Below are 21,607 nucleotides of genomic sequence, written 5' to 3'. Positions count from 1 at the left end.
GGGGAGCTTGCCAGTCGGCGTCACCCGTTCGACTCAGCGGATCGGGCTCGCTTCCTGTTTTGACAACATCAGTGTGCCGTAATTCCTTCCCCGTTCTCAAACGGATCCGGTCACCGGCTTAATGCAATTTCTCACGCAGGGTAGCCTTACCTAACTTTTCCTCCGCCGTCCCAGCACCATGAAACTCAGGATCGAGCAGGCGATGAGGACGAGCATGAAGGCGGCCATCGGCAGCGCCGAGTCCGACCCCACGACGCCGACCAGCGGGGCCGCGCCGGCGCCCAGCGCGAACTGCATCACGCCGAGCAGCGCCGAGGCCGAGCCGGCGATCTGCGGGGGCTGCTCCGCCAGGGACAGCGCCCCGGTGCCCGGCAGGACCAGGCCCTGGCCGCACATGATGACGAACAGCCCCGCGATGATCGCGGGCAGCCCGAGCCCCGTCGCGGCGCCGGCCACCATCAGCCCACCACCGGCCAGCGAGACGAACAGCCCGATGACGACCAGCCTGACCGGCGGGACCCGGCCCGACAGCCGGCCGCCGACCTGGGCCATCACGGTCAGGCCGAGGGCGTTGACCCCGAAGATGAGCGAGAACTGCTGGGGCGTGGCCTCGTACACCTCCTGCAGCACGAACGGCGAGCCGGAGATGTAGGCGAACATCGCGGCGAAGGACAGCCCGGCGGTGACCGCGTACCCCATGAAGGAGCGGTCGCGCAGCAGGTGCCAGAACGTGCGCAGGGTCTGCCCGAGCCCGCCGCCCGCCCGCTCGCTCGCGGGCAGCGTCTCGCGGACGCCGAAGAGCACGGCCAGCAGCAGGACCAGGCCCATCAGGCTGAGGGCGACGAACACGCCGCGCCAGGAGGTGAACGCCAGCAGCTGGGCCCCGGCGATCGGGGCCAGGATCGGCGCCAGACCGCTGACCAGCATGAGAGTGGCGAAGATACGGGCGATGGCGGCGCCGTCGTACAGGTCGCGGACCACGGCGCGGACGATGACCAGCGCCGCGCCGCCCAGCACGCCCTGCAGCAGGCGCAGCACGATGAGCACGGGCACCGAGGGCGCGAACGCGCACAGCAGCGAGGAGACGGTGAAGCCCGCCACGCCCACGATGAGCGGCATCCTCCTGCCGCGCACGTCGCTCACCGGCCCGGCGACCACCTGGCCGACGGAGACGCCGATGAGACAGGCGGTGAGGGTGAGCTGGACCTGGGCGGGTCCGCTGAGCATCTCGCCGCTGATGGCGGGCAGCGCGGGCAGGTACATGTCGATGGACAGCGGCCCGATCGCCGACAGCGCTCCTAAGATGAGGAGCAGAAGACCTCGGCGGTCCTCCTTGACGACCGGTTGCGTGGCTTCTGCCACGGACATGCGGTACCCCTCTCCCTCATAGGCGTGTGTGACCCATGAGGGCCGAGGGAACAAACCAGCATTCAGTGCACCAAATTCCCACTTAGACCACCAAATCCTACTTACCGGGATATTTCTTTCCGCGCTGACCTGCGGCCCGGACCGGCGCGGCCTGTCCCTAGACTCGTGGCCATGGAATCCCCAGCCGTCGAGCCGGCGGTCGAGCCAGCGGTTGAGATCGTCGAGCTGGTCAAGCGCTACGGAAGCGCCACCGCGATCGACGGCCTCACCCTGCGCGCCGGACGAGGCGCGGTCACGGCCGTCCTCGGCCCCAACGGCGCGGGCAAGACGTCCACGGTGGAGATCTGCGAGGGGTTCCGCAGGGCCGACGCCGGCACCGTGCGGGTGCTGGGGCTGCCCCCCGACGCCCCCGCGCTGCGTCCCCGGGTGGGCGTCATGCTGCAGTCCGGCGGCGTGCCGCCCGCGATGCGCTGCGGCGAGTGGCTGCGCCTCGTCGCCCGCTTCTACGCCCACCCGCTGGACGCGGACGCGCTGCTGACGCGGCTCGGGCTCGCCGATCACGTACGGACTCCGTACCGCAGGCTGTCGGGCGGCCAGCAGCAGCGCCTCTCGCTGGCCGCGGCCGTGGTCGGCAGGCCTGAGCTGGTCTTTCTCGACGAGCCGACGGCGGGCCTGGACCCGCAGGCCAGGCACGCCTGCTGGGAGCTCGTCGGCGAGCTGAGGAGCGCCGGCGTCTCGGTGGTGCTGACCACCCACCACATGGACGAGGCCGAGCGGCTGGCCGACCAGGTGGTGATCATCGATCGCGGCCGGGTGGTCGCCGAGGGCAGCCCCGCCTCGCTGACCGGGGCCGAGCGGCAGCTCCGCTTCCGCGCCCGGCCGGGGCTGGCGCTGGAAGAGCTGCTCAACGCGCTGCCCGCCGGGAGCGCGGCCAAGGAGTCACCCGCCGGCCACTACATCATCGAGGGCCAGGTGGGGCCCGAGCTGCTGGCCACCGCGACGGCGTGGTGCGCGGCCGAGGGCGTCACGGCCGACGACCTGAGCATCGAGCGCCGCACACTCGAAGACGTGTTCCTGGAGCTGACGGGCAGGGAGCTGCGATGACCTCCGCGCTGGACTTCACCCCCGCCCCGGGCGCGGCGCCGCTGTCCCGGATGGTGCTGGCGCAGACGGGCGCCGAGGTCCGGGCCATGATGCGCAACGGCGAGCAGCTGCTGCTCACGCTGATCATCCCGGTGCTGTTGCTGGTCGGCTTCTCGGTGGCGCCGCTGATCGACGTCGGCGGCGGCAGCAGGGTCGGCTTCCTGACCCCCGGCGTGCTGGCGCTGGCCGTCATGTCGACCGCCTTCACCGGGCAGGCCATCGCGACGGGCTTCGAGCGGCGTTACGGCGTGCTCAAGCGGCTCGGCGCGACCCCGCTGTCCAGGGCCGGGCTGATGCTGGCCAAGACCCTCGCCGTCATCGCGGTGGAGGCCGTCCAGGTGGCGGTGCTCGTCCTGGTGGCGCTGGCGCTCGGCTGGCGGCCGCAGGGCTCGGCGGCGGCCGCGGTGCTGCTCATCCTGCTCGGCACGGCGGCATTCAGCGGGCTGGGCCTGCTCATGGCCGGGCTGCTGCGGGCCGAGGCGACGCTGGCCGCCGCCAACCTCGTCTATCTGCTGCTGCTGGCGGCCGGCGGGGTGGTCTTCCCGCTGTCGAAGTTCCCGGACTCGGTGCGGCCGGTCCTGGAGCTGCTGCCCATCTCGGCGCTGACCGGGGGCCTGCGCGCGGTGCTCACCGGCGGCGCGGCGCTGCCGCTGGGCGCGGTCGCGGTGCTGGCCGTGTGGGCGGTGGTGTCACTGGGGCTGGCCGCTCGCACCTTCCGCTGGGAGTAAGCCGTAGCGGCGCCTGCTGAGCGCCGCCACCACGGTCAGCGGGACGGCGACCGCCGCCGCCAGTCCGAACAGCAGCGGGTACGACCCGTCCTCGGCCAGCGGTCCGGCCGCCCACGACGAGGCGGCGCCGCCCACGAAGAGCGAGGCGGCGAAGAAGGCCACCGTCGTCCCCCTGGCCTGCGGGACGACCGAGGTGGCCCAGGTCTGCAGCGAGGAGTGCATGAACGACCAGCCGCCGCCGAGCACCAGCGCGCTGATCGTCACCGTGGCCACGCTCACCTGGGCCGCGACGATGGCGTAGCCGGCGCACATCTGCGCGCCGCCGGCGGTGATCAGCAGCCAGACCGGCCAGCCCCGCGACAGCCGCATGACCAGCCGGGAGAACAGCCACACGCCGATCCCGTAGGTGGCGGTGCCGAGGCCCGCCACGGCGGTGGAGATCCCCTGGTGCTGCAGCGCGGTGGCCAGGAACGCCATCGTGCCGAGCAGCACGGCCCCCTCGACGAAGGCCAGCGCGAACACCAGCAGCGCCCACGGCCTGCGCAGCACCGTGCCGACGTGCCTGCCCAGGCCGCCGATCCGGGCGCGCGGTGGCTCAGGCACGCCGCGCAGCGCCAAGGCGCACACCAGCGCGCAGAGGGCGGGCACGGTGAAGACCACCCGCCAGCCCGTCAGGTCGCCGAGCAGGCCGCCGATCCCGGTGGCCGTGGCGGTGGCCAGCGCCATCACGCCCATCAGGTCGGACAGGGCACGCTGGCGGACCGAGACCTCGACCGTGTCGCCGACGTAGGTGAGCGAGGTGGGGATCACCGCCCCGAAGCAGGCGCCGGCCACGATCCTGGCCACGACCAGCGTGCCGAGCTCCGGCATCAGGGCCGAGGCCAGGCCGGTCAGCGCCGCGCCCACCAGGGCCGTCCGCATCACCCGCAGCCGTCCGAACCGGTCCGACAGCACGCCCCACAGGGGTTGCGACAGGCCGTAGGCGAGGAAGTAGCCGCTCGCCACGGCGACCGCGGTGGCGAACGGGACGTTCAGGTCCACCGCGATGAGCACCAGCATGGGAGTCACGGCGAAGCGGTCGAAGCTGCTGACGAAACAGGCTGCGGAGAGCGCGATGGGCGGCTTGGCGAGAGTGATCGGCGAGGCGGAGGGGGTCATGGGTCCAATGCCAGATTGTCGGGTGATCCGCTCATTATCACCATCCCTCCCTGCGGGAATGTCGGAGGGGGTCGGTACGCTCACGTGGCGAACCTGATGCAAAAGGAGACCTCGTGACCGCCTTCGCCCTCGACGACCCGTTGGAGCGCGGACCCGGCCTTCCCCGGCCCGGCCACCTGCTGCGCACGGCCGCCGACTCCATCCCGCCGTCCGGGCTGGTGCTGCTGGCGATCGTCTCGGTGCAGCTGGGCGCGGGCTTCGCCAAGGAGCTGTTCGCGGCGCTGCCGCCGAGCGCGGTGGTGTTCCTGCGCATCGTCATGGGCGCGGTCATCATGGGGGCGGTGGCCAGGCCCCGGCTGCGCGGCCTGTCGCGGCGCGACTGGGCGGTCGGGCTCGGCTTCGGCGTGACGCTCGCGCTGATGAACCTGACCTTCTACGAGGCGCTGGCGCGGCTGCCGCTGGGCATCGCGGTGGCCATCGAGTTCCTGGGCCCGCTCGGCGTGGCCGTGGCGGCCTCGCGGCGCAGGCTGGACCTGCTGTGGGTGGGGCTGGCCGGCGCCGGCGTGCTGCTGCTCGCGCCGTGGGGAGACTCCCAGACGGTCAGCTGGGTCGGCATCGGCTTCGCGATGGTGGCCGGAGCCTGCTGGGCGGCCTACATCCTGCTCTCGGCGGCGGCCGGCGGCCGTTTTCCCGGCACCACCGGGCTGTCGTTCGCGATGATCGTGTCGGCCGTGGTGGTCGCGCCCGTGGGCGTCACCACCGGCGGCGCCGACCTGCTGCAGCCGGAGCTGCTGCTGATCGGCCTGGGCGTGGGGCTGCTGTCCTCGGTGATCCCCTACACCCTGGAGCTGCAGGCACTGCGCCGGATGCCCAAGCACGTGTTCGGCATCCTGATGAGCATGGAGCCCGCGGTGGCCGCGCTGATCGGCGTGCTGGTGCTGAGCGAGATGCTGCACGCGCAGCAGTGGGCGGCCATCATCTGCATCGTGGCCGCCAGCCTCGGCTCCACCCGGATGCGCGGGAGCCAGAAGTAGGGGGAGGCTAGGAGTCGCTCGCCCAGATGCCCCGGACATGCTCGATGTGCCCGCCCATGATGAGCCCGGCCGCGCCTTCGTCGCCGCCCTTGAGCGCGTCGAGCAGCGCCAGGTGCTCCCTGGCCGAGTCGGCCAGCATGCCGCGCTGCGACAGCTGCGACAGGCCGTAGAGCCGTGCCCTGGTGCGCAGGTCCCTGACGACCTCCACCAGGTGGGCGTTGCCCGACAGACTGAGCAGCTCCAGGTGGAAGCGCAGGTCGGCGGCCACGTAGGCGAGCAGGTCACCGGCCTCGGCGGCGGCGACGATCTCCTCGGCGACGGGCCTGAGCCGCTCGAAGTCGGCCGCGCGGCCGGCGTCGGCGAGACGGGCCACGGTGGGCACCTCGATGAGCCTGCGGATCTCGGTGAGCTCGTCCAGGTCGCGGTCGGACAACTCGGTCACCCGGAAGCCCTTGTTCCGCACGGCCTCGACCAGGCCCTCCTTGGCCAGGTCGAGCATGGCCTCGCGCACCGGCGTGGCCGAGACGCCGAACTGCGCGGCCAGCACGGGCGCCGAATACACCACTCCCGAGCGCATCTCCCCGGTGATCAGCGCGGCCCTGAGCGCGTGCGCGACCTGTTCGCGCAGGCTCTGCCGCTCCCCCACCATCGGCAGGTCGAGCCGGTATTCGGCAGCCATCCACCCATCCCTTCCCTATGTCGTCCGTGACCACGCTTCGTACGCGGCGGCCGCGACCACCAGGTCCTCCCACGCCATGCCGGTCCCCTTGAACACCCGCGGACCGGCGCCGACCGTCACCCGGCCCGCGACGAGATCCGCGAGGTTTCCGGCGAGATGGTGAGTGGTGATCGTACCGTGACGGATCGGCTGGATCACGTCCCCCGCCTCGGCCAGGGCCGCCGCCCGGGCCTCGACGACCAGGGTGGCGCGGGCCACGAGGCCGCCGTCGAGCTCCCTCGCCTCGGGTTCGTGTGAGCCGACCGCGACGACGGTGACGCCGTCACGGACCAGCTCACCGGGGAACAGCGGCTGCCTGGCGGTGGTGCAGCAGGCGATGAGATCGGCCGTGGCCACCGCCTCGGCGACCTCCTGCCCGTGCTCGCCGTACAGGGCCCTGGTTCGCAGGCCCGGCGCGCGGCAGCGGGCGGCGAGTGCCTCGGCGCGGGCGCGGTCGCGTCCGACGATCGTGACGCCGGTCAGCGGCCGGACCTCGCGCAGGGCGAGGACGTGCCCCCACGCCTGCGGGCCTGACCCGAACACCACCAGCTCGCGGGCGTCCGGCCCGGCCAGGTGGCGGACGGCGAGGGCGGAGACGGCGGGAGTGCGCAGGGACGTCAGCGCGATGCCGTCCATGACGGCGAGCGGGGTGAGGGTGTCGCCGTCGAGCAGCAGGTAGGTGCCCTGGATGCGGGGCAGCCCGCGTCCGGGGTTGGCGGGCGCGACGGTGGCCGCCTTCACCCCGGCGTAGCGTCCGGCCGCGGCGGGCATGAGCAGGAGCTGCCCCGCGGGCAGCTCGACCACCGGCCGCTGCGGCGTCCGCTCGGGATCGAGCCCGGCCTTCAGCGCGTCCTCCAGGATCTGTACGGCGTCCGCCACGGGAACGAGCCGGGCGACGGTGCCGGCGTCGAGGTAGGGCAGCCCGGTCATCGCAGGGTGAACCCGGTGCTGATCGGGTCGTCCGGATCGAGCTCGAAGGCGTGCCTGCCGGTGCGGTAGGCCATGCCCTCGATCTCCGGCACGACCCCGCCCTCGACGACACCCGTGACGCGGGCGCGGAACTCCGTGCCGACGATGCTCTCGTGCACGAGCGTGCCGCGCAGTCCCTCGTCGTGCAGCAGGGCGAGCCTGGCGGCGGTGCCGGAGCCGCACGGCGAGCGGTCCACCTCGCCGTCGGCGAACACCGTGACGTTGCGCTGGCGGGCGTGGCCGGGTCCGCCGTCGAGCTCGTCGTAGAAGATGACGCCGTAGACGCCGGACAGCCGGTCGTCCGTGGGGTGCCGGGAGGCGGGATGGCCCGCCAGGGCGGCCTTGATCCGGCGGCCGTGGGCGATGAGCTCACCCAGCCGCGCCGGCTCGACCGCCAGGCCGAGCGCCTTGGCGGGCACGCAGGCGTAGATGGCTCCGCCGTAGGCGACGTCGACCGTCACCCCGGCCGCCGGGACGTCGCGCGCGATGACGTACGAGGGAACGTTGACGAAGGTCACGGCCGTGACGCGGCCACCCTCGCTGCGGACGCGGGCGGTGACGCGGCCGGACGGCACGTCCACGACCACGTCGGTCTCCCCGTCGGGGTCGGCCCTGACCAGCCCCTCCCGGACGGCGTGCACGCCGAGCGCGATCGTGCCGTGGCCGCAGGCGGTGGAGTAGCCGTCCTTGTGCCAGAACAGCACGCCGAGGTGGGCGCCGGGGTCGTCGGGCGGGACGAGGAAGCAGCCGTACATGTCGGCGTGGCCGCGCGGCTCGTGGCACAGCAGCCGCCGCACGTGTTCGGCGCCGTCCGTCCGCGCGGCGTTGACGCGGCGGTCGAGCACGGTGGCGCCGGGGATCTCGGGGACGCCGCCGGTCACGATCCTGAACGGCTCGCCGGCGGTGTGGTAGTCGACGGTGGTGACGGTCACAGCTCGAACCCTTCGGGGAACGGGTCGCGGGGGTCCAGGAAGTACTGGGCGGTGCCGGTGACCCAGGCACGGCCGGTGATCGAGGGCACCACCGCCCGCCTGTCCCCCACGGCCGTCTCCTCCAGGAGCCTGCCGACGAAACGGGTGCCGATGAAGGACTCGTTGACGAAGTCACGGCCCAGCGGCAGCTCGCCCCTGGCGTGCAGCTGCGCCATCCGGGCGCTGGTGCCGGTGCCGCACGGCGAGCGGTCGAACCAGCCCGGGTGGATGGCCATCGCGTGCCGCGAGTGGTGGGCGTCGTAGCCGGGGGCGGCGAAGTAGACATGGTGACAGCCGTGGATGCGGTCGTCCTCCGGGTGCACCGGCTCGTCGGCGGCGTTGATCGCCCGCATGGTGGCCAGGCCCGCGGCGAGGATCTCGTTCTTGGCCTTGCGGTCGAACGGCAGCCCGTAGGCGTCCAGGTCGACGATGGCGTAGAAGTTGCCGCCGTAGGCCAGGTCGTAGCCGATCTCCCCGTAGCCCGGCACGGTGACGCGGGCGTCCAGCCGGTCGGCGTAGGAGGGCACGTTGCGCAGCGTCACCGAAATGGCCATGCCGTCCTGTACGGCCACGTCCACGACCACCAGCCCGGCCGGCACCTCCAGCCGCACGGTGGTGACCGGCTCGACCACCTCCACCATGCCCGTCTCCACCAGCACGGTGGCCACGCCGATGGTGCCGTGGCCGCACATCGGCAGCAGGCCCGACACCTCGATGAACAGCACCCCCCAGTCGGCGTCCGGCCTGGTGGGCGGCTGGAGGATGGCGCCGCTCATGGCGGCGTGGCCGCGCGGCTCGTTCATCAGCAGCCTGCGGATGTGGTCCAGGTGGTCGCGGAAGTGCACGCGGCGCTCGGCCATGCTCGCCCCGGGGATCACGCCCACGCCGCCGGTGATGACGCGCGTGGGCATGCCCTCGGTGTGCGAGTCGACGGCGTGGAAGACGCGCTTGGTCCTCATCGCAGCCCTTCCGCGAGCGCCTTCTCCGTGGCGGACCTGACCACCGCCGCCTGCTCGTCCGTCAGCGGCTGCCGCGGCTGCCTGCACGGCCCGCCGTGGCGGCCGGCCAGGTCCATGGACAGCTTGATGGCCTGGACGAACTCCGTCTTGGAGTCCCAGCGCAGCAGCGGATGCAGCGCCCGGTACAGGGGCAGCGCGGTGTCGAGGTCCCCGGCGAGCGCCGCCCGATAGAGGGCGACGCTCGCGACGGGCAGCGCGTTCGGGTATCCCGCGACCCAGCCCACCGCCCCGGCCAGCGCCAGCTCCAGCAGCACGTCGTCGGAGCCGATCAGCAGGTCGAGGTCCGGGGCCAGCTCGGCGAGCTCGTAGGCGCGGCGGGGATCGCCGGTGAACTCCTTGACCGCCACGATCAGGCCCTCCTCGTGCAGCCTGGCCAGCAGGGCCGGGACGAGGTCCACCTTGGTGTCGTACGGGTTGTTGTAGGCGACCACCGGGACGCCCGCCTCGGCCACCTCGCGGTAGTGGCCGAACACCGCGCGCTCGTCGGCCCGGAAGGTGTTCGGCGGCAGCAGCAGCACCGAGCCGCAGCCCGCCTCTGCCGCCTGCTCGGCCCAGCGCCGCGACTCGGCCGCGCCGTAGGCTCCCGCGCCCGCCATCACCCGGTCCCCGCCCACCGCCTCGACGGCGGTCCGGATCACCCGGGCCCGCTCGTCGGCGGTGAGCGTCTGGTACTCGCCCAGCGAGCCGTTGGGCACCACGCCGTCACACCCGTTGTCCACCAGCCAGCGGCAGTGGTCGGCGTAGCCGTCGTAGTCCACCGTCAGATCGTCGCGCAGGGGCAGCGCGGTGGCGACCATGACTCCGTGCCAGGGCTTGCTGCGATCGGTCATGCCGAGTCCTCCATCGTGTCTGATTCCATTCGAGCACCGTCCTCGTCGAGCGCGGCGAGGGCGGCCAAGGAGATGGGCTGGGCCACGGGCCTTCTGGGCGGCGCCGGCGGCTCGCCCGCCAGGCAGGCGACGGCGTAACCGCAGACGCGGCCCTGACACCAGCCCATGCCGGCCCTGGCCAGCAGCTTGATCGAGCGCGCATCGGTGGCGCCGAGCTCCTGTGCCTCCCGTACGCGAGCCAGCGGCACCTCCTCACACCTGCACACCAGCGTGTCGTCACGCAGCCACCCCTGCCAGCCGGCCCTGACCGGATAGGCCTCCAGCAGCGCCACGGCGAAGCCCCGCGACCGCCGTCTCCGCCTGAGCAGCCCGCCGAGGGCCGCTCCGCCCGGCCCGGAAGCCCCGGCGGGGACCGGCGGGTGGCCACCGACGCCAGAAGGGGCGGTGGCGTCGGCGGCGATGGCGAGGCCGGCGATGCGGCCTTCGATCTCTGCCAGGTGCCGGCCGCCCACGCCGGTGGGCTCGCCCGCCGCCCAGACGCCCCGGACGCTGGTGCGCTGGCCGTGGTCCACCGCCAGGATCGGGCTGCCGTCGGCGTCGTGGCGGGTGTCGCAGCCGAGCTGGACGCCGAGCTCGATCTGCGGGATGAACCCGTAGCCGGTGGCCAGGGTGTCGCAGGCGACCCGGCGGGTGCCGAGCACGCGCCAGTCCCGGTCGAGGCGGGCCACGGTGACGGCCTCCAGCTCGTGCTCGCCGTGCGCGGCGATCACCGCCCGTCTCGTCCGGTACGGCACTCGGTGCCTGGCCAGGCCGAGCCCGTAACCGGCCGCCTCACCCACCTTGGCCAGCGCCTGCAGAGGATGCCCGGCCAGCCCCAGGCCTCCGCCCGCCTCGTAGACGCCCGTCACCCGCGCCCCGGCGTCGGCCAGGCCCACGGCGACGGGCAGCAGGAACGGCCCGGTCCCGGCGACGACGACCCGCCGACCGGCCACGACGCCGTGCTCCTTGAGCAGCGCCTGCGCGCCGCCTGCGGTGAGCACGCCGGGCAGGTCCCAGCCGGGGAACGGCAGCGGCCTGTCATGCGCGCCGGTGGCGATCAGCAACCGGCGACACCTGATGGACACCGGACGCTCCCGGCCGGCGTCGTCCCGCGTCACGCAGTGGACGGTGAACCGACCGTCCGCTCGCCTGGTCACACTCCACACCTGATGCTCGTTCAGCACGTGGGCCCGCGCCTCCAGAGCGCGAACCTGCCGCAGGAAACGGCCGAAACCCTGGGTGGAGGAGTGCGGCGGCGCGGCGCGATGGCGGAAATACTGGCCGCCGAGCCGCATCCCGGAGTCGACCAACGCGACCCGCAGCCCACGAAGAGCCGCCGTCAAGGCCCCCGCCACCCCCGCGGGCCCACCACCGATCACCACCAGGTCCCAGGCCTGGCTCCACCCTGGGGTCAGGAGGTCACCGGCCACGGACGGAGGCCGGGTGGGGGTCATGTCGTCACCTCGTCCCCTGGGCGGGCCGCCAGGAGGCAGGCGCGTTCGGGGGGCCGGCCGTTCACCGTGATGAGGCAGTCGAAGCAGACGCCGATGCCGCAGAACAGCCCGCGCGGGCGGCCGCCGAACCGGGTCGTGCGCCAGGAGCGGCGGCCCGCCGCGTGCAGGGCGGCGCCGATCGTCTGGCCGGGGGTCACGGGGACCGGGCGGCCGTCGATCGTGATCTCGAAGGGTTCGGTCAACGGGACTCCTCGGCCTGGAAGCGGTCGGGGCGGAACGGGTGCGGGTCCAGGTCCGGCCGGTGGCCCTGGACGAGCTGGGCGAGCAGGTGGCCGGTGGCGGGCGCCAGGCCGATGCCCGCGCCTTCGTGCCCGCACGCGTGGTAGAGGCCGGGCGCGCGGGGGTCGGGGCCGATCACCGGCAGGTGGTCGGGGCAGTACGGGCGGAACCCGCAGTAGGACCTGATGACGCGTACGCCGCGCAGGGCCGGGAAGAGTGCCACGGCCTGCGCCGCCAGCCGGGCGAGCACCGGCGGCGAGGTGGTGCGGTCGAAGCCGACGCGTTCGCGGCTGGCGCCGATCAGCACGGTGCCCGCCGGGGTGCCCTCGATCACGGCCGAGGTCTCCAGGTCGGCCGAGTCGCTGGCGACGTTGGTGACGTAGGCGGCGGTGTAGACCTTGTGCCGGATCAGCGGCTCGCCGAGCGGTTCGGTGACCAGGATGAAGCCGCGCCTGGGCTGGACGGGCAGGTCCACCCCGGCGAGCGCGGCGATCCGCCCGCCCCAGGTGCCGGCGGCGTTGACGACCGCGCCGCCGTGGAGGTCGCCGTGGTCGGTGCGGACGCCGACGACACGCTCGCCGGAGCGGACGAAGCCGGTGACGGTGACACCGAGACGCAGGTGAAGCGCGCCCCCTTCCCGGACGCTGTGCTTTCCGGCGCCGTTCTGGAGGAGACGGGCGGCGGCCAGCATGGGCTGTACCTGGGCGTCCTGGGGGTAGAGGACGCCGCCGGCCAGGTCGTCGGCCAGGTGCGGCTCAAGGTCGCGCAGGGCGTGCGCGGGCACGGTCTCGTGCTGGACGTCCTGCTCGGCGGCCAGCTCGGTGAGCCGCCGCCGGACGTCGTCCGTCTCGGCGACGACGAGCCCGCCCTTGGCCTCGAACTCGAAGCCGCCGACCGACCGGTCGAGGTCGCGCCACAGCCGGTTGGACAGCAGGGCCAGGTCGAGCTCGGGGCCCGGTTCCTTGTCGGAGACGAGCACGTTGCCCTCTCCCGCGCCGGTCGTACCGCCTGCCACGGGACCTCGGTCCACGACCGTCACGTCGAGTCCCGCGCGGGCGCAGTAGTAGGCGCAGGCCGCGCCGACCACTCCGGCGCCGACGACGATCACGTCGGACATCGACCACCTCCCAGGAGTAACATGTCACATATCGACCTACAGGAAAAGGCGGTGACGGGACCGGCCCACCCGGCCTCTACCATCGATGACGTGAAGCTACCCACGGACCATCACCACCCTCTGGTGCGCCGGCTGTTGTCCTTCTGGCTGCCGACCACGAGGACGATGCGAGGCTGGGCGCTGGCCTCCGTGGTGGTCAACGCCGGCATCACGGTCAGCGGCGCGGTGGTGCGCGTCACCGAGTCCGGGCTCGGCTGCCCCACCTGGCCCAACTGCACCCCCGACAGCCTGCTGCCGGTCGCGCATCCGGAGATCTCGCCGATCAACATGGCCATCGAGTTCGGCAACCGGATGGTCACCTTCCTGGTGCTCGTGGTGGGCATCGCCTGCGTGCTGTCGGCGATGCGGATGACTCCCCGGCGCGCGTCGCTGGTGCGGCTCGCCTGGCTGCAGCCCGTGGGCATCGCCGCCCAGGCGCTGTGGGGCGGTCTGGTGGTCAACACGATGCTCAACCCGTTCACGGTGAGCATGCACTTCCTGATCTCCATCGGCCTGATCGCCGCCTGCTGGGCCCTGTACGCCCGCGCCGGCGAGGGTGACGCGCCCGTGCGCCGGGTGGTCCACCCCGCCACCTGGCGGCTCGGCCAGGTGCTGCTGGCGGCGGTGTTCGCCCTGCTGGTCGCCGGGGTGGTGGTGACCGGCACCGGCCCGCATTCGGGCGACGTGATGGCCTCGCGCTACGACTTCGACATCGAGACCGTGGCCCGGCTGCACGCCGACCTCGCCTACGTGGTCGTCGGGCTGACCTTCGCGCTGCTGTTCGCCCTGCACGTCACCGACTCGCCCCGGCCGGCCCGGCGGGCGGCGCTGGCGCTGCTGGTGATCGAGCTCGCGCAGGGCGTCATCGGCTACACGCAGTACTTCCTGGGCGTGCCCGCCTTCCTGGTGGGGCTGCACGTGGTCGGCTCCACCCTGGTCTGGATCGGCGCCCTGCGGGCTGTCACCGCGCTGCGCACGCGGGGCCCGCTGAGCGAGGCCGCCGCCCACTCCCCCGCCGGGGCGACCGCCGGAGCCTGAGGCCAAACGCGACAGTATGGGCTGAAAAGTCGGCCACTCCCCCACCGCTGAGCGGCGCCCTTTTGCCGGCAATTGTCCGCCCCTCTCGGGGGCCGGCCGGGGCGGGTCCGGCTCAGCCGGGGGCGTAGGGCGGCGGCTTGCCCGCCGGCGACGAGGGAAAGTCGGCCCGGGCGGTGCTCATGCACTCCAGCAGCGCCCGCTGCTCCTCGTGGAAGGTCTGCTCGTCCACCATGCGCCGCGCCGCGCGTTCGTGCAGCAGGCCCAGCTCGGTCGCGGCGAGCTGGTAGTCGTTCATCGCGCGCAGCCCCCGCCGGCCGCCGTACATCTTCGCCCACTGCCGGGCCCGCCTGCGCCGGGGCAGCGCCGACAGCATGGTGATGTCGTCCTTGCCGACCAGCTTGGTCGGCTCGTACGGCGGCAGGTAGCGCTGGATGAGCGCGACGATGCGGCGCCGGTCCCGGAACACCACCGTGATCAGCACCACGAGCACCACCATGAGCACCACGTAGGCGATCACCAGGCCGGTGAAGCCGCCGTAGGAGACCAGGCCGTTCCACAGGCCGTGCAGGATCATGGCGCCGGACCAGCCGGCCAGGATGGAGAAGACCCGCTCGGGCCCCGGACGCTGGGCGGCGAAGGCCACCGCCACCCCGATCATCGAGGTGAACAGCGGATGGGCGAACGGCGACAGGATGCCGCGCAGCACCACGGTGACCGCCAGCCCCACCCCGCCCTGCTCCGAGTTGAGCGCGGCCAGGTAGTAACTGACGTTCTCGCTCATGGCGAAGCCGAGGCCGACCATGCTGGCGTAGATGATGCCGTCGGTCAGCCCGTCGAGCTCGGTCCTGCGGAACTTGAACAGCCCGAGCAGCACCAGGCCCTTCATCGTCTCCTCGACCACCGGGGCGCCGAAGGTGGCGGCGATGTTGCGGGCGCTGGCCTCGGAGAGCTGGACGGTGTCCATGATGTAGTGCAGGTTCAGCGAGTTGACCAGGCCGGCCACGAGCACGGCGACGCCGGCTCCCCAGGCGAAGGCGAAGACCAGGTTGCTGCGCGGCTCGGGCTCCATGCGGTCCAGCGCGAGCACGGCCGCCAGCAGCAGCGGGACGGGGGCCAGCGCCAGGCCGAGCGCGATGAAGAACTGCACCGGCTCGCCGTTGAGCACGTCGAAGGAGAACGAGGCCAGTGCGCAGAGCCCGGTGAGGACCAGGCCGGTGATCAGCCCGGACGAGGGGCGGTCCTTCAGCACCCAGCGCGGATCACGGGACGTCCTGGTGGGCCCTTCGTGTCCGAAGGGCCGGGACGCGTTCACGGCGCCCCGGCGGCCGGCCGCCGGATCGTCGGCCCGGATGCTCGCGGGTCCCGCACGACCTCATGGTCCCGGCTGAGCGGGCGCGCCGTCCAGGGCGGCGGCATTCAACGGCCCTGCTGCTGCTCGAGGTAGTGCTCGACCATCTCGTCCTGAGCGCCCCCCACGGTGGCGACGAGGTAGGAGTTGGTCCACAGCGTCGGCAGCCGGCTGCGCAGGTGCGGGAACTCCTCGCGCAGCGCGTGGGAGGAGCGGCCCTTCACGGCCTTGACCAGCCGGTGCACGCCATACTGCGGGTCCACCTCCACCACCAGGCGCACGTGGTCGGCCTTCACCTCCGACTCCACCAGCCAGGCCTCCTTGTCCGCCACGACCTCGTGGATGAGCTCCGTGAGGCGTCCTCCGACCTTGTCGCCGAGCACCTGCCTGCGATATTTCGTGCACCACACGACGAGGAAGGCGCATCGGAAGACGACGCTGCCGTTGGACCGCAGAGTCACAGCCACCCGAATAATATACAGCTTGGGGTTATCTAATGCTCACGCGCCGTCCTCCCGAGATGCCGGGGTCCGTGGGGATCTTCGCAGTGCTCGCCGGTCTCGGCGGCGCCGTGGTCGACCTGCAAGGTGGTGTGCCCGATGTCGAAGCGGTCATGCAGCAGGCTCGCCAGGCGCACGCGCAGGCTGTGGCAGTCGGACCCGCGCGCCGCGATGATGTGCGCCGACAACGTCGGATAGCCGCTCGTCACCGTCCAGACGTGCAGGTCGTGCACCTCCACCACGTCCTCGTCGGCGGCCAGCAGCCGGCCGATCTCGTCCGGGTCGAGGTCGCTCGGCGCGGCCTGCAGCAGGACTCGCGCCGAGTCGCGCAGCAGCCCCCAGCCGGCCTTCAGCATGAGCGCGGCGACCACCAGCGCGGCGATCGCGTCGGCCTGCCGGAACCCGGTCAGCCAGACCACCATGCCGGAGACGGCGGTGGCGATGAAGGCGTACATGTCGTTGAGCACGTGCTGGAAGGCGCCCTCGACGTTGAGGCTGCGCCGGTCGGCCCTGGACAGCAGCCAGGCGGCCAGCGCGTTGATCGCGATGCCGGCGACCGCCGTGACGACCACCAGGGGCCCCGACACCTCGGGCGGGTCCACGAGCCTGTGCACGCTCTCGTAGACGAAGTACGCCACCAGCAGGAGCAGGGTCACGCCGTTGATCTGGGCGGACAGGATCTCGGCGCGCTTGAAGCCGAAGGTGTACGCGCCCCGCGCCGGCCTGGCGGCGATGCGCATGGCGAGCAAGGCCAGCGCGATGGCGGTGGCGTCGGTGAGCATGTGGGCCGCGTCGGAGATCAGCGCGATCGAGTTGGCGACGAGACCGGCGACCACCTCGATCACCATGAAGCCGGCGATGAGGGCGAGCGCGCCGACCAGGTAACGCTTGTCGGCCGTGGCGGAGTGCCCGTGCCCGTGCCCGGTGCCCATCAGGTCACCTCTCTCAGGTGCTCGCGGCTCAGGTCCAGCAGCATCCGGACGTGCCCGTCGGCCAGGCGGTAGTAGATCATGCGGCCCGCGCGGCGGCTGGCCACGATGCCGGCCGTGCGCAGCAGGCGCAGCGCGTGGGAGACGGCCGTGTCGGTGACCTCGACGACGTCGGCCAGGTCGCACACGCACAGCTCACCCGCCTCCAGCAGCGCGTAGAGCAGCCGGGCCCGCGTCGGGTCGCCGAGCAGCCTGAACAGCTCGGCCAGCCGGGTGGCCTCCTCCGGCGTGACCAGCCGGTCGCGGGTGGCGGCTACACGCGCGGCATCCGGCTCCGGCGTGACACACGCGTCCAATCCCGCCACAACACCTGAAGAGCTGTTCATATGTGCATATTACGGCCGGAAAGAGGCCCGCCGCAACGGCGCGGCGGGCTCAGGCCAGCAGAGGGTCGATCGCGACGGCGAGGAAGAGCAGCGCGAGGTAGGCGTTGGACCAGTGGAAGAAGCGCATCGGGCGCAGGTCCACCCCGGTCCTGCCGGAGTTGAGGCGGGCCATCAGGCGATGCACCTCCCACAGGCACATCACGCCGAGGACGCCGGCCACCGCCGGGTAGAACAGCGTCGTACCCGCCACCGGCCACAGCGCCAGCGAGCACGCCACCGTGGCCCAGGTGTAGACGATCGACTCCTGGATCACCCGGCGCTCGGTGGCCACCACGGGCAGCATCGGCACCTTGGCCGCCGCGTAGTCCTCCTTGTAGCGCATGGCCAGCGTCCAGGTGTGCGGCGGCGTCCAGAAGAACACCACGCCGAAGAGCACCAGCGGCGCCCAGTCGAGCCGCTCGGTGATGCCCGCCCAGCCGATCAGCACCGGCATGCAGCCCGCGATGCCGCCCCACACGATGTTCTGGGCGGTGCGCCGCTTGAGGATCATCGAGTAGACCAGCACGTAGAACAGGATGGCGCCGGTCGACAGCACGGCCGCGAGCCAGTTGGTGGTCAGCCAGAGCCCGACGGTGGACAGCACGCCCAGCACGATCCCGAAGACCAGCGCGCCCCGTGGCGACACCTGGTGCCTGGCCAGCGGGCGCCGCCTGGTGCGGCGCATCATCTGGTCGATGTCGCGGTCGACGTAGCAGTTGAGGACGTTGGCGCTGCCCGCCGACAGGGTGCCGAACACCATCACCGACACGGCCGTCCACAGCGGCGGCAGGCCGCCGGCCGCCAGGAACATCACCGGCAGAGTCGTGATCAGCAGCAACTCGATGATCCGCGGCTTGGTCAGCGCGATGTAGGCCTTCACGACCGCGCCGACAGAGCGGGGGCCGATCGTTCGCGGCGCCTCGGCCTCGAGGGCGGGGGCCGTCGTCTGCCTGTTCGTCAGCACCGTCAAGGCGCTTCCAGCACGTGCGGAGTCAACGCGTAACCTCAGATTAGAGCGGATTCGTGAACGGGTGCCGTGGCTCCCTGCGAACAACCAAACTGTAGTCGCAGGGTGGGCCGGTCCGGCCAATGGGGGGCGCGCGCCATCTACGGACACCACGACAGAAAGGGAATCGATCGCCATCCCCACTCGGTTAGGGTCCGATGTGGGCGGGATATGCCAACCGGCACCACCACTAATGACAAGTAGATTCCGGAGACCGAGCACTTGAGCACCGAACTCGTGCCAGCCCTCGAATGGACCGACCTCGACAAGCGGGCGGTCGATGTCGTTCGAGCCCTGGCGATGGACGCAGTGGAGAAGGCGGGTTCGGGACATCCCGGCACCGCCATGAGCCTGGCCCCCGCCGCCTACCTGCTCTTCCAGCGCACGATGCGGCACGATCCGACCGACCCCAACTGGCTCGGCCGCGACCGTTTCGTCCTGTCCGCGGGGCACACCAGCCTGACGCTTTACATCCAGCTGTTCCTGTCCGGCTACGGACTCACGCTGGAGGACCTGCGCCGCCTGCGCCAGTGGGACAGCCTGACGCCGGGCCACCCAGAGCACGGCCACACCGCGGGCGTGGAAACCACCACCGGCCCGCTCGGCCAGGGCCTCGGCAACGCCGTGGGCATGGCGATGGCGGCCCGCCGCGAGCGCGGCCTGTTCGACCCGGAGGCCGAGCCCGGCACCTCCCCCTTCGACCACCACATCTGGTGCGTCGTCAGCGACGGCGACATCGAGGAGGGCATCAGCCACGAGGCCAGCTCCCTGGCCGGCCACCAGCAGCTGGGCAACCTCGTCGTCATCTACGACGACAACAAGATCTCCATCGAGGACGACACGCAGATCGCCCTGTCGGAGGACGTCCTCAAGCGTTACGAGGCCTACGGCTGGCACACCGCGAGCGTCGACTGGACCGACTCCGGCAAGTACGCCGAGGACGTGGCCGCCCTGCACGCGGCGCTGGAGGAGGCCAAGGCCGAGACCGGCAGGCCGTCCTTCATCCGGCTGCGGACGGTCATCGGCTGGCCCGCGCCCAACAAGCAGAACACCGGCAAGATCCACGGCTCGGCGCTCGGCGCCGACGAGGTGGCCGCCACCAAGCGGGTCCTCGGCATGGACCCGGCCAAGTCCTTCGACGTGCCGGACGAGGTGCTCGAGCACGCCCACCAGGTGGCCGCCCGCGGCCGCGACGCGCACACGGCGTGGAAGCAGGGGTACACGAGCTGGCGCGAGGCCAACCCGGAGCGGGCGGCGGAGTACGACCGCATCTCCCGCCGGGAGCTGCCCGCCGGCTGGGCGCGCGCGCTGCCGTCGTTCGAGATCGGCGCCTCGATGGCCACCCGCAGCGCCTCCGGCGAGGTGCTGAGCGCGCTCGCGCCGGTGCTGCCGGAGCTGTGGGGCGGCTCGGCCGACCTGGCCGGGTCCAACAACACCACGATGAAGGGCGAGCCGTCCTTCATCCCGGAGGAGCACCAGACCAAGGACTTCCCCGGCAACCGCTACGGCCGCACGCTCCACTTCGGCATCCGCGAGCACGCCATGGGCGCCATCCTCAACGGCATCGCGCTGCACGGCGGCACCCGCCCGTACGGCGGCACCTTCCTGGTCTTCTCCGACTACATGCGGCCTTCCGTACGGCTCGCCGCGCTGATGAAGCTGCCGGTCACCTACGTGTGGACGCACGACTCCATCGGCCTGGGCGAGGACGGCCCGACGCACCAGCCGATCGAGCACCTGTGGGCGCTGCGCGCCATCCCCGGCCTCGACGTGGTGCGCCCCGCCGACGCCAACGAGACCGCCGCCGCCTGGAAGGCGGTGCTGGAGCACAACGACCGCCCCGCCGCGCTCGCCCTGTCCCGGCAGAACCTGCCGGTGTACGACGGCACCAGCGCCGAGGGCGTGGCCCACGGCGGTTACATCCTGCGCGAGGCCGCAGGCGGCCAGCCGCGGGTGATCCTCATCGCCACCGGCAGCGAGGTGCAGATCGCCGTCGAGGGCAGCGAGCTGCTGGAGTCGCAGGGCATTCCGACACGAGTGGTGTCCATGCCGTGTGTCGAGTGGTTCAAGGGGCAGGATTCCGCGTACAGGCAGACCGTTCTGCCGCCGTCGATCCGGGCTCGGGTGGCGGTCGAGGCGGGCATCGCACTCGGCTGGCACGAGTTCGTCGGGGAGTGCGGCGAAGTCGTCAGCCTCGAGCACTTCGGCGCCTCCGCGCCGTACAAGACTCTGTACGAGCAGTTCGGGCTGACGGCGGAGCGGGTGGCCGCGGCAGCCAGGGCGAGCCTGGCCAAGCTGGGTCAGGACAAGGGCGAGACGACGGGAAACTGAGAAGATGAGCGAGATTTTGAACAAGCTGTCCGGCCAGGGCGTGTCCATCTGGCTCGACGACATCAGCCGTGAGCGGCTGCGCACCGGCAACCTGGAAGAGCTGATCCGCGACAAGAACGTGGTCGGTGTGACGTCCAACCCGACCATCTTCGCCGGCGCGCTCAGCAAGGGTGACGCCTACAACACCCAGCTGCACGACCTGGCCGTCCGCGGCGTCGACGTGGGCGAGGCCGTGCGGGCCATCACCACCTACGACATCCGCTGGGCCGCCGACGTGCTGCGTCCCGTCTACGACGCCACCTCCGGCGTCGACGGGCGGGTGTCGATCGAGGTCGACCCGCGCCTGGCCCGTGACGCCGACAAGACGATCGCCGAGGCCCGCGCCCTGTGGTGGCTGGTCGACCGGCCCAACCTGTTCATCAAGATCCCGGCGACCGTGGAGGGCCTGACCGCGATCACGCAGGCGATCGGTGAGGGCATCAGCGTCAACGTCACGCTGATCTTCTCGCTGGCCCGCTACCGCGCGGTCATGGACGCCTGGCTGGCCGGACTGGAGGCCGCGCAGGCCAAGGGCCTCAACCTGGCCACGATCGAGTCGGTCGCGTCGTTCTTCGTCAGCCGCGTCGACTCCGAGATCGACAAGCGCCTCGACAAGATCGGCGGCCAGGACGCGCTGAAGGGCAAGGCGGGCGTCGCCAACGCGCGCCTGGCCTACGCCGCCTACGAGGAGGTCATGAACTCCGAGCGCTGGCAGCGCCTGCGCGCCGCCGGAGCCCGTACGCAGCGGCCGCTATGGGCCTCCACGGGCGTGAAGAACCCCGACTACTCCGACACGATGTACGTCGACGACCTCGTCGCCCCCGGCACCGTCAACACGATGCCGGAGAAGACGCTCGACGCCGCCGCCGACCACGGCAACGTCACCGGCGACACCATCCGCCCCTTCTACGAGCAGGCCTGGAACACCATGGCCGAGCTGAAGGAGGCCGGCGTCGACTACGACGATGTGGTCCGGGTGCTGGAGGACGAGGGCGTACAGAAGTTCGAGGCGTCCTGGAACGAGCTGATCGAGAGCGTCAGCAAGAACCTGGTCCCTTGATGAGACTGTCCCACCGCGATGAGGGAGAGGCCGGCGCCGCCTCCCTGTCGCGGGGCCGCGCGGCG

Annotated in this window: 21 protein-coding genes; 6 read left to right on the top strand and 15 right to left on the bottom strand. The window is 72.1% G+C overall.

The annotated features are described in order from the left end of the window. Positions 1-150: 150 nt before the first annotated feature. Positions 151-1,368 carry a multidrug effflux MFS transporter gene (locus ACTMTF_RS23045; protein ID WP_441112541.1) on the bottom strand — a complete coding sequence of 406 codons (1,218 nt, stop codon included), beginning with the start codon at positions 1,366-1,368 and terminating at the stop codon, positions 151-153. A gap of 171 nt (positions 1,369-1,539) precedes the next feature. Here ACTMTF_RS23045 and ACTMTF_RS23040 point away from each other — a divergent pair, with 171 nt between their 5' ends. Together ACTMTF_RS23040 and ACTMTF_RS23035 are read left to right on the top strand one after the other, a co-directional pair. Then, positions 1,540-2,472 carry an ABC transporter ATP-binding protein gene (locus ACTMTF_RS23040; protein WP_441112540.1) on the top strand — a complete coding sequence of 311 codons (933 nt, stop codon included), beginning with the start codon at positions 1,540-1,542 and terminating at the stop codon, positions 2,470-2,472. Further along, positions 2,469-3,239, top strand: coding sequence for an ABC transporter permease (locus ACTMTF_RS23035; protein ID WP_441112539.1), 771 nt, complete (start codon positions 2,469-2,471; stop codon positions 3,237-3,239). The genes ACTMTF_RS23040 and ACTMTF_RS23035 overlap by 4 nt, the downstream gene beginning before the upstream one ends. On the opposite strand, the gene ACTMTF_RS23030 is transcribed toward ACTMTF_RS23035, so the two are convergent. Then, the gene (locus ACTMTF_RS23030; RefSeq protein ID WP_441112538.1) at positions 3,201-4,397 is read right to left on the bottom strand and encodes an MFS transporter; all 1,197 of its coding nucleotides are present in this window, start codon (positions 4,395-4,397) and stop codon (positions 3,201-3,203) included. The genes ACTMTF_RS23035 and ACTMTF_RS23030 overlap by 39 nt on opposite strands. Before the next feature lie 113 nt (positions 4,398-4,510). Here ACTMTF_RS23030 and ACTMTF_RS23025 point away from each other — a divergent pair, with 113 nt between their 5' ends. After that, on the top strand, positions 4,511-5,431 hold the full coding sequence (locus ACTMTF_RS23025) for an EamA family transporter (protein ID WP_441112537.1): 921 nt from the start codon (positions 4,511-4,513) through the stop codon (positions 5,429-5,431). A 7-nt stretch (positions 5,432-5,438) separates the two neighbouring features. Here ACTMTF_RS23025 and ACTMTF_RS23020 read toward each other — a convergent pair whose 3' ends face one another. The 8 genes from ACTMTF_RS23020 to ACTMTF_RS22985 are packed head-to-tail and all read right to left on the bottom strand — an operon-like array spanning position 5,439 to position 12,827. Continuing rightward, entirely contained in the window at positions 5,439-6,110 is a 672-nt protein-coding gene (locus tag ACTMTF_RS23020) for a GntR family transcriptional regulator (protein ID WP_397013379.1), read from the bottom strand. A gap of 15 nt (positions 6,111-6,125) precedes the next feature. Beyond that, positions 6,126-7,079: an ornithine cyclodeaminase family protein gene (locus ACTMTF_RS23015; protein WP_441112536.1), complete on the bottom strand. Its 954-nt coding sequence runs from the start codon at positions 7,077-7,079 to the stop codon at positions 6,126-6,128. After that, positions 7,076-8,050, bottom strand: a complete 975-nt coding sequence (locus tag ACTMTF_RS23010; protein ID WP_441112535.1) for a proline racemase family protein — start codon at positions 8,048-8,050, stop codon at positions 7,076-7,078. Before ACTMTF_RS23010 ends, ACTMTF_RS23015 begins: the two co-directional genes overlap by 4 nt. Next, a complete protein-coding gene (locus ACTMTF_RS23005) occupies positions 8,047-9,048 on the bottom strand; it encodes a proline racemase family protein (RefSeq protein WP_441112534.1) in 1,002 nt (333 codons plus the stop codon). Before ACTMTF_RS23005 ends, ACTMTF_RS23010 begins: the two co-directional genes overlap by 4 nt. Next, positions 9,045-9,938 carry a dihydrodipicolinate synthase family protein gene (locus ACTMTF_RS23000; RefSeq protein ID WP_397013386.1) on the bottom strand — a complete coding sequence of 298 codons (894 nt, stop codon included), beginning with the start codon at positions 9,936-9,938 and terminating at the stop codon, positions 9,045-9,047. Before ACTMTF_RS23000 ends, ACTMTF_RS23005 begins: the two co-directional genes overlap by 4 nt. Beyond that, complete coding sequence (locus ACTMTF_RS22995; protein ID WP_441112533.1) at positions 9,935-11,431, bottom strand: FAD-dependent oxidoreductase; 1,497 nt, start codon at positions 11,429-11,431, stop codon at positions 9,935-9,937. The genes ACTMTF_RS23000 and ACTMTF_RS22995 overlap by 4 nt, the downstream gene beginning before the upstream one ends. After that, a complete protein-coding gene (locus ACTMTF_RS22990) occupies positions 11,428-11,673 on the bottom strand; it encodes a (2Fe-2S)-binding protein (protein ID WP_397013389.1) in 246 nt (81 codons plus the stop codon). The genes ACTMTF_RS22995 and ACTMTF_RS22990 overlap by 4 nt, the downstream gene beginning before the upstream one ends. Beyond that, positions 11,670-12,827 (bottom strand): NAD(P)/FAD-dependent oxidoreductase, encoded by a 1,158-nt coding sequence (locus ACTMTF_RS22985; protein ID WP_441112532.1) that lies wholly within the window; start codon positions 12,825-12,827, stop codon positions 11,670-11,672. The genes ACTMTF_RS22990 and ACTMTF_RS22985 overlap by 4 nt, the downstream gene beginning before the upstream one ends. A gap of 90 nt (positions 12,828-12,917) precedes the next feature. On the opposite strand from ACTMTF_RS22985, the gene ACTMTF_RS22980 reads away from it, so the two are divergent. Then, the gene (locus tag ACTMTF_RS22980; protein WP_441112531.1) at positions 12,918-13,904 is read left to right on the top strand and encodes a COX15/CtaA family protein; all 987 of its coding nucleotides are present in this window, start codon (positions 12,918-12,920) and stop codon (positions 13,902-13,904) included. A 112-nt stretch (positions 13,905-14,016) separates the two neighbouring features. On the opposite strand, the gene ACTMTF_RS22975 is transcribed toward ACTMTF_RS22980, so the two are convergent. The 5 genes from ACTMTF_RS22975 to ACTMTF_RS22955 form a co-directional block, all read right to left on the bottom strand. Beyond that, a complete protein-coding gene (locus ACTMTF_RS22975) occupies positions 14,017-15,153 on the bottom strand; it encodes a PrsW family intramembrane metalloprotease (RefSeq protein WP_441112530.1) in 1,137 nt (378 codons plus the stop codon). 167 nt (positions 15,154-15,320) lie between these two features. Further along, positions 15,321-15,719 (bottom strand): IS200/IS605 family transposase, encoded by a 399-nt coding sequence (gene tnpA / locus ACTMTF_RS22970; protein WP_441112529.1) that lies wholly within the window; start codon positions 15,717-15,719, stop codon positions 15,321-15,323. 26 nt (positions 15,720-15,745) lie between these two features. Continuing rightward, positions 15,746-16,684, bottom strand: a complete 939-nt coding sequence (locus ACTMTF_RS22965) for a cation diffusion facilitator family transporter (RefSeq protein ID WP_441112528.1) — start codon at positions 16,682-16,684, stop codon at positions 15,746-15,748. Next, positions 16,684-17,067, bottom strand: a complete 384-nt coding sequence (locus ACTMTF_RS22960) for an ArsR/SmtB family transcription factor (RefSeq protein ID WP_397013398.1) — start codon at positions 17,065-17,067, stop codon at positions 16,684-16,686. Before ACTMTF_RS22960 ends, ACTMTF_RS22965 begins: the two co-directional genes overlap by 1 nt. A 49-nt stretch (positions 17,068-17,116) precedes the next feature. Then, positions 17,117-18,076 carry a heme o synthase gene (locus ACTMTF_RS22955; protein ID WP_397013399.1) on the bottom strand — a complete coding sequence of 320 codons (960 nt, stop codon included), beginning with the start codon at positions 18,074-18,076 and terminating at the stop codon, positions 17,117-17,119. A 258-nt stretch (positions 18,077-18,334) separates the two neighbouring features. Between ACTMTF_RS22955 and tkt the strand changes: the two genes are divergently transcribed. Both tkt and tal read left to right on the top strand, forming a co-directional pair. Next, the gene (gene tkt, locus ACTMTF_RS22950; RefSeq protein WP_441112527.1) at positions 18,335-20,443 is read left to right on the top strand and encodes a transketolase; all 2,109 of its coding nucleotides are present in this window, start codon (positions 18,335-18,337) and stop codon (positions 20,441-20,443) included. A 4-nt stretch (positions 20,444-20,447) separates the two neighbouring features. Next, positions 20,448-21,542, top strand: coding sequence for a transaldolase (gene tal / locus ACTMTF_RS22945; RefSeq protein ID WP_441112526.1), 1,095 nt, complete (start codon positions 20,448-20,450; stop codon positions 21,540-21,542). Positions 21,543-21,607 lie beyond the last annotated feature (65 nt).

Origin of the sequence: Nonomuraea sp. ZG12 (genome assembly GCF_052068115.1) — a bacterium.
Taxonomy (GTDB): Bacteria; Actinomycetota; Actinomycetes; order Streptosporangiales; family Streptosporangiaceae; genus Nonomuraea.
This window is presented reverse-complemented; position numbering and strand designations above follow the sequence as displayed.

Excerpts from the sequence above, each read along its gene's own strand:
- ACTMTF_RS23005 (WP_441112534.1), bottom strand. The coding sequence starts at position 9,048 with ATGAGGACCAAGCGCGTCTTCCACGCCGTCGACTCGCACACCGAGGGC.
- ACTMTF_RS22995 (WP_441112533.1), bottom strand. The coding sequence starts at position 11,431 with ATGACCCCCACCCGGCCTCCGTCCGTGGCCGGTGACCTCCTGACCCCA.
- ACTMTF_RS23000 (WP_397013386.1), bottom strand. The coding sequence starts at position 9,938 with ATGACCGATCGCAGCAAGCCCTGGCACGGAGTCATGGTCGCCACCGCG.
- ACTMTF_RS22960 (WP_397013398.1), bottom strand. The coding sequence starts at position 17,067 with ATGAACAGCTCTTCAGGTGTTGTGGCGGGATTGGACGCGTGTGTCACG.
- ACTMTF_RS23015 (WP_441112536.1), bottom strand. The coding sequence starts at position 7,079 with ATGACCGGGCTGCCCTACCTCGACGCCGGCACCGTCGCCCGGCTCGTT.
- tal (WP_441112526.1), top strand. The coding sequence starts at position 20,448 with ATGAGCGAGATTTTGAACAAGCTGTCCGGCCAGGGCGTGTCCATCTGG.
- ACTMTF_RS23040 (WP_441112540.1), top strand. The coding sequence starts at position 1,540 with ATGGAATCCCCAGCCGTCGAGCCGGCGGTCGAGCCAGCGGTTGAGATC.
- ACTMTF_RS23045 (WP_441112541.1), bottom strand. The coding sequence starts at position 1,368 with ATGTCCGTGGCAGAAGCCACGCAACCGGTCGTCAAGGAGGACCGCCGA.
- ACTMTF_RS23030 (WP_441112538.1), bottom strand. The coding sequence starts at position 4,397 with ATGACCCCCTCCGCCTCGCCGATCACTCTCGCCAAGCCGCCCATCGCG.
- ACTMTF_RS23035 (WP_441112539.1), top strand. The coding sequence starts at position 2,469 with ATGACCTCCGCGCTGGACTTCACCCCCGCCCCGGGCGCGGCGCCGCTG.
- ACTMTF_RS22965 (WP_441112528.1), bottom strand. The coding sequence starts at position 16,684 with ATGGGCACCGGGCACGGGCACGGGCACTCCGCCACGGCCGACAAGCGT.
- ACTMTF_RS22985 (WP_441112532.1), bottom strand. The coding sequence starts at position 12,827 with ATGTCCGACGTGATCGTCGTCGGCGCCGGAGTGGTCGGCGCGGCCTGC.
- ACTMTF_RS23020 (WP_397013379.1), bottom strand. The coding sequence starts at position 6,110 with ATGGCTGCCGAATACCGGCTCGACCTGCCGATGGTGGGGGAGCGGCAG.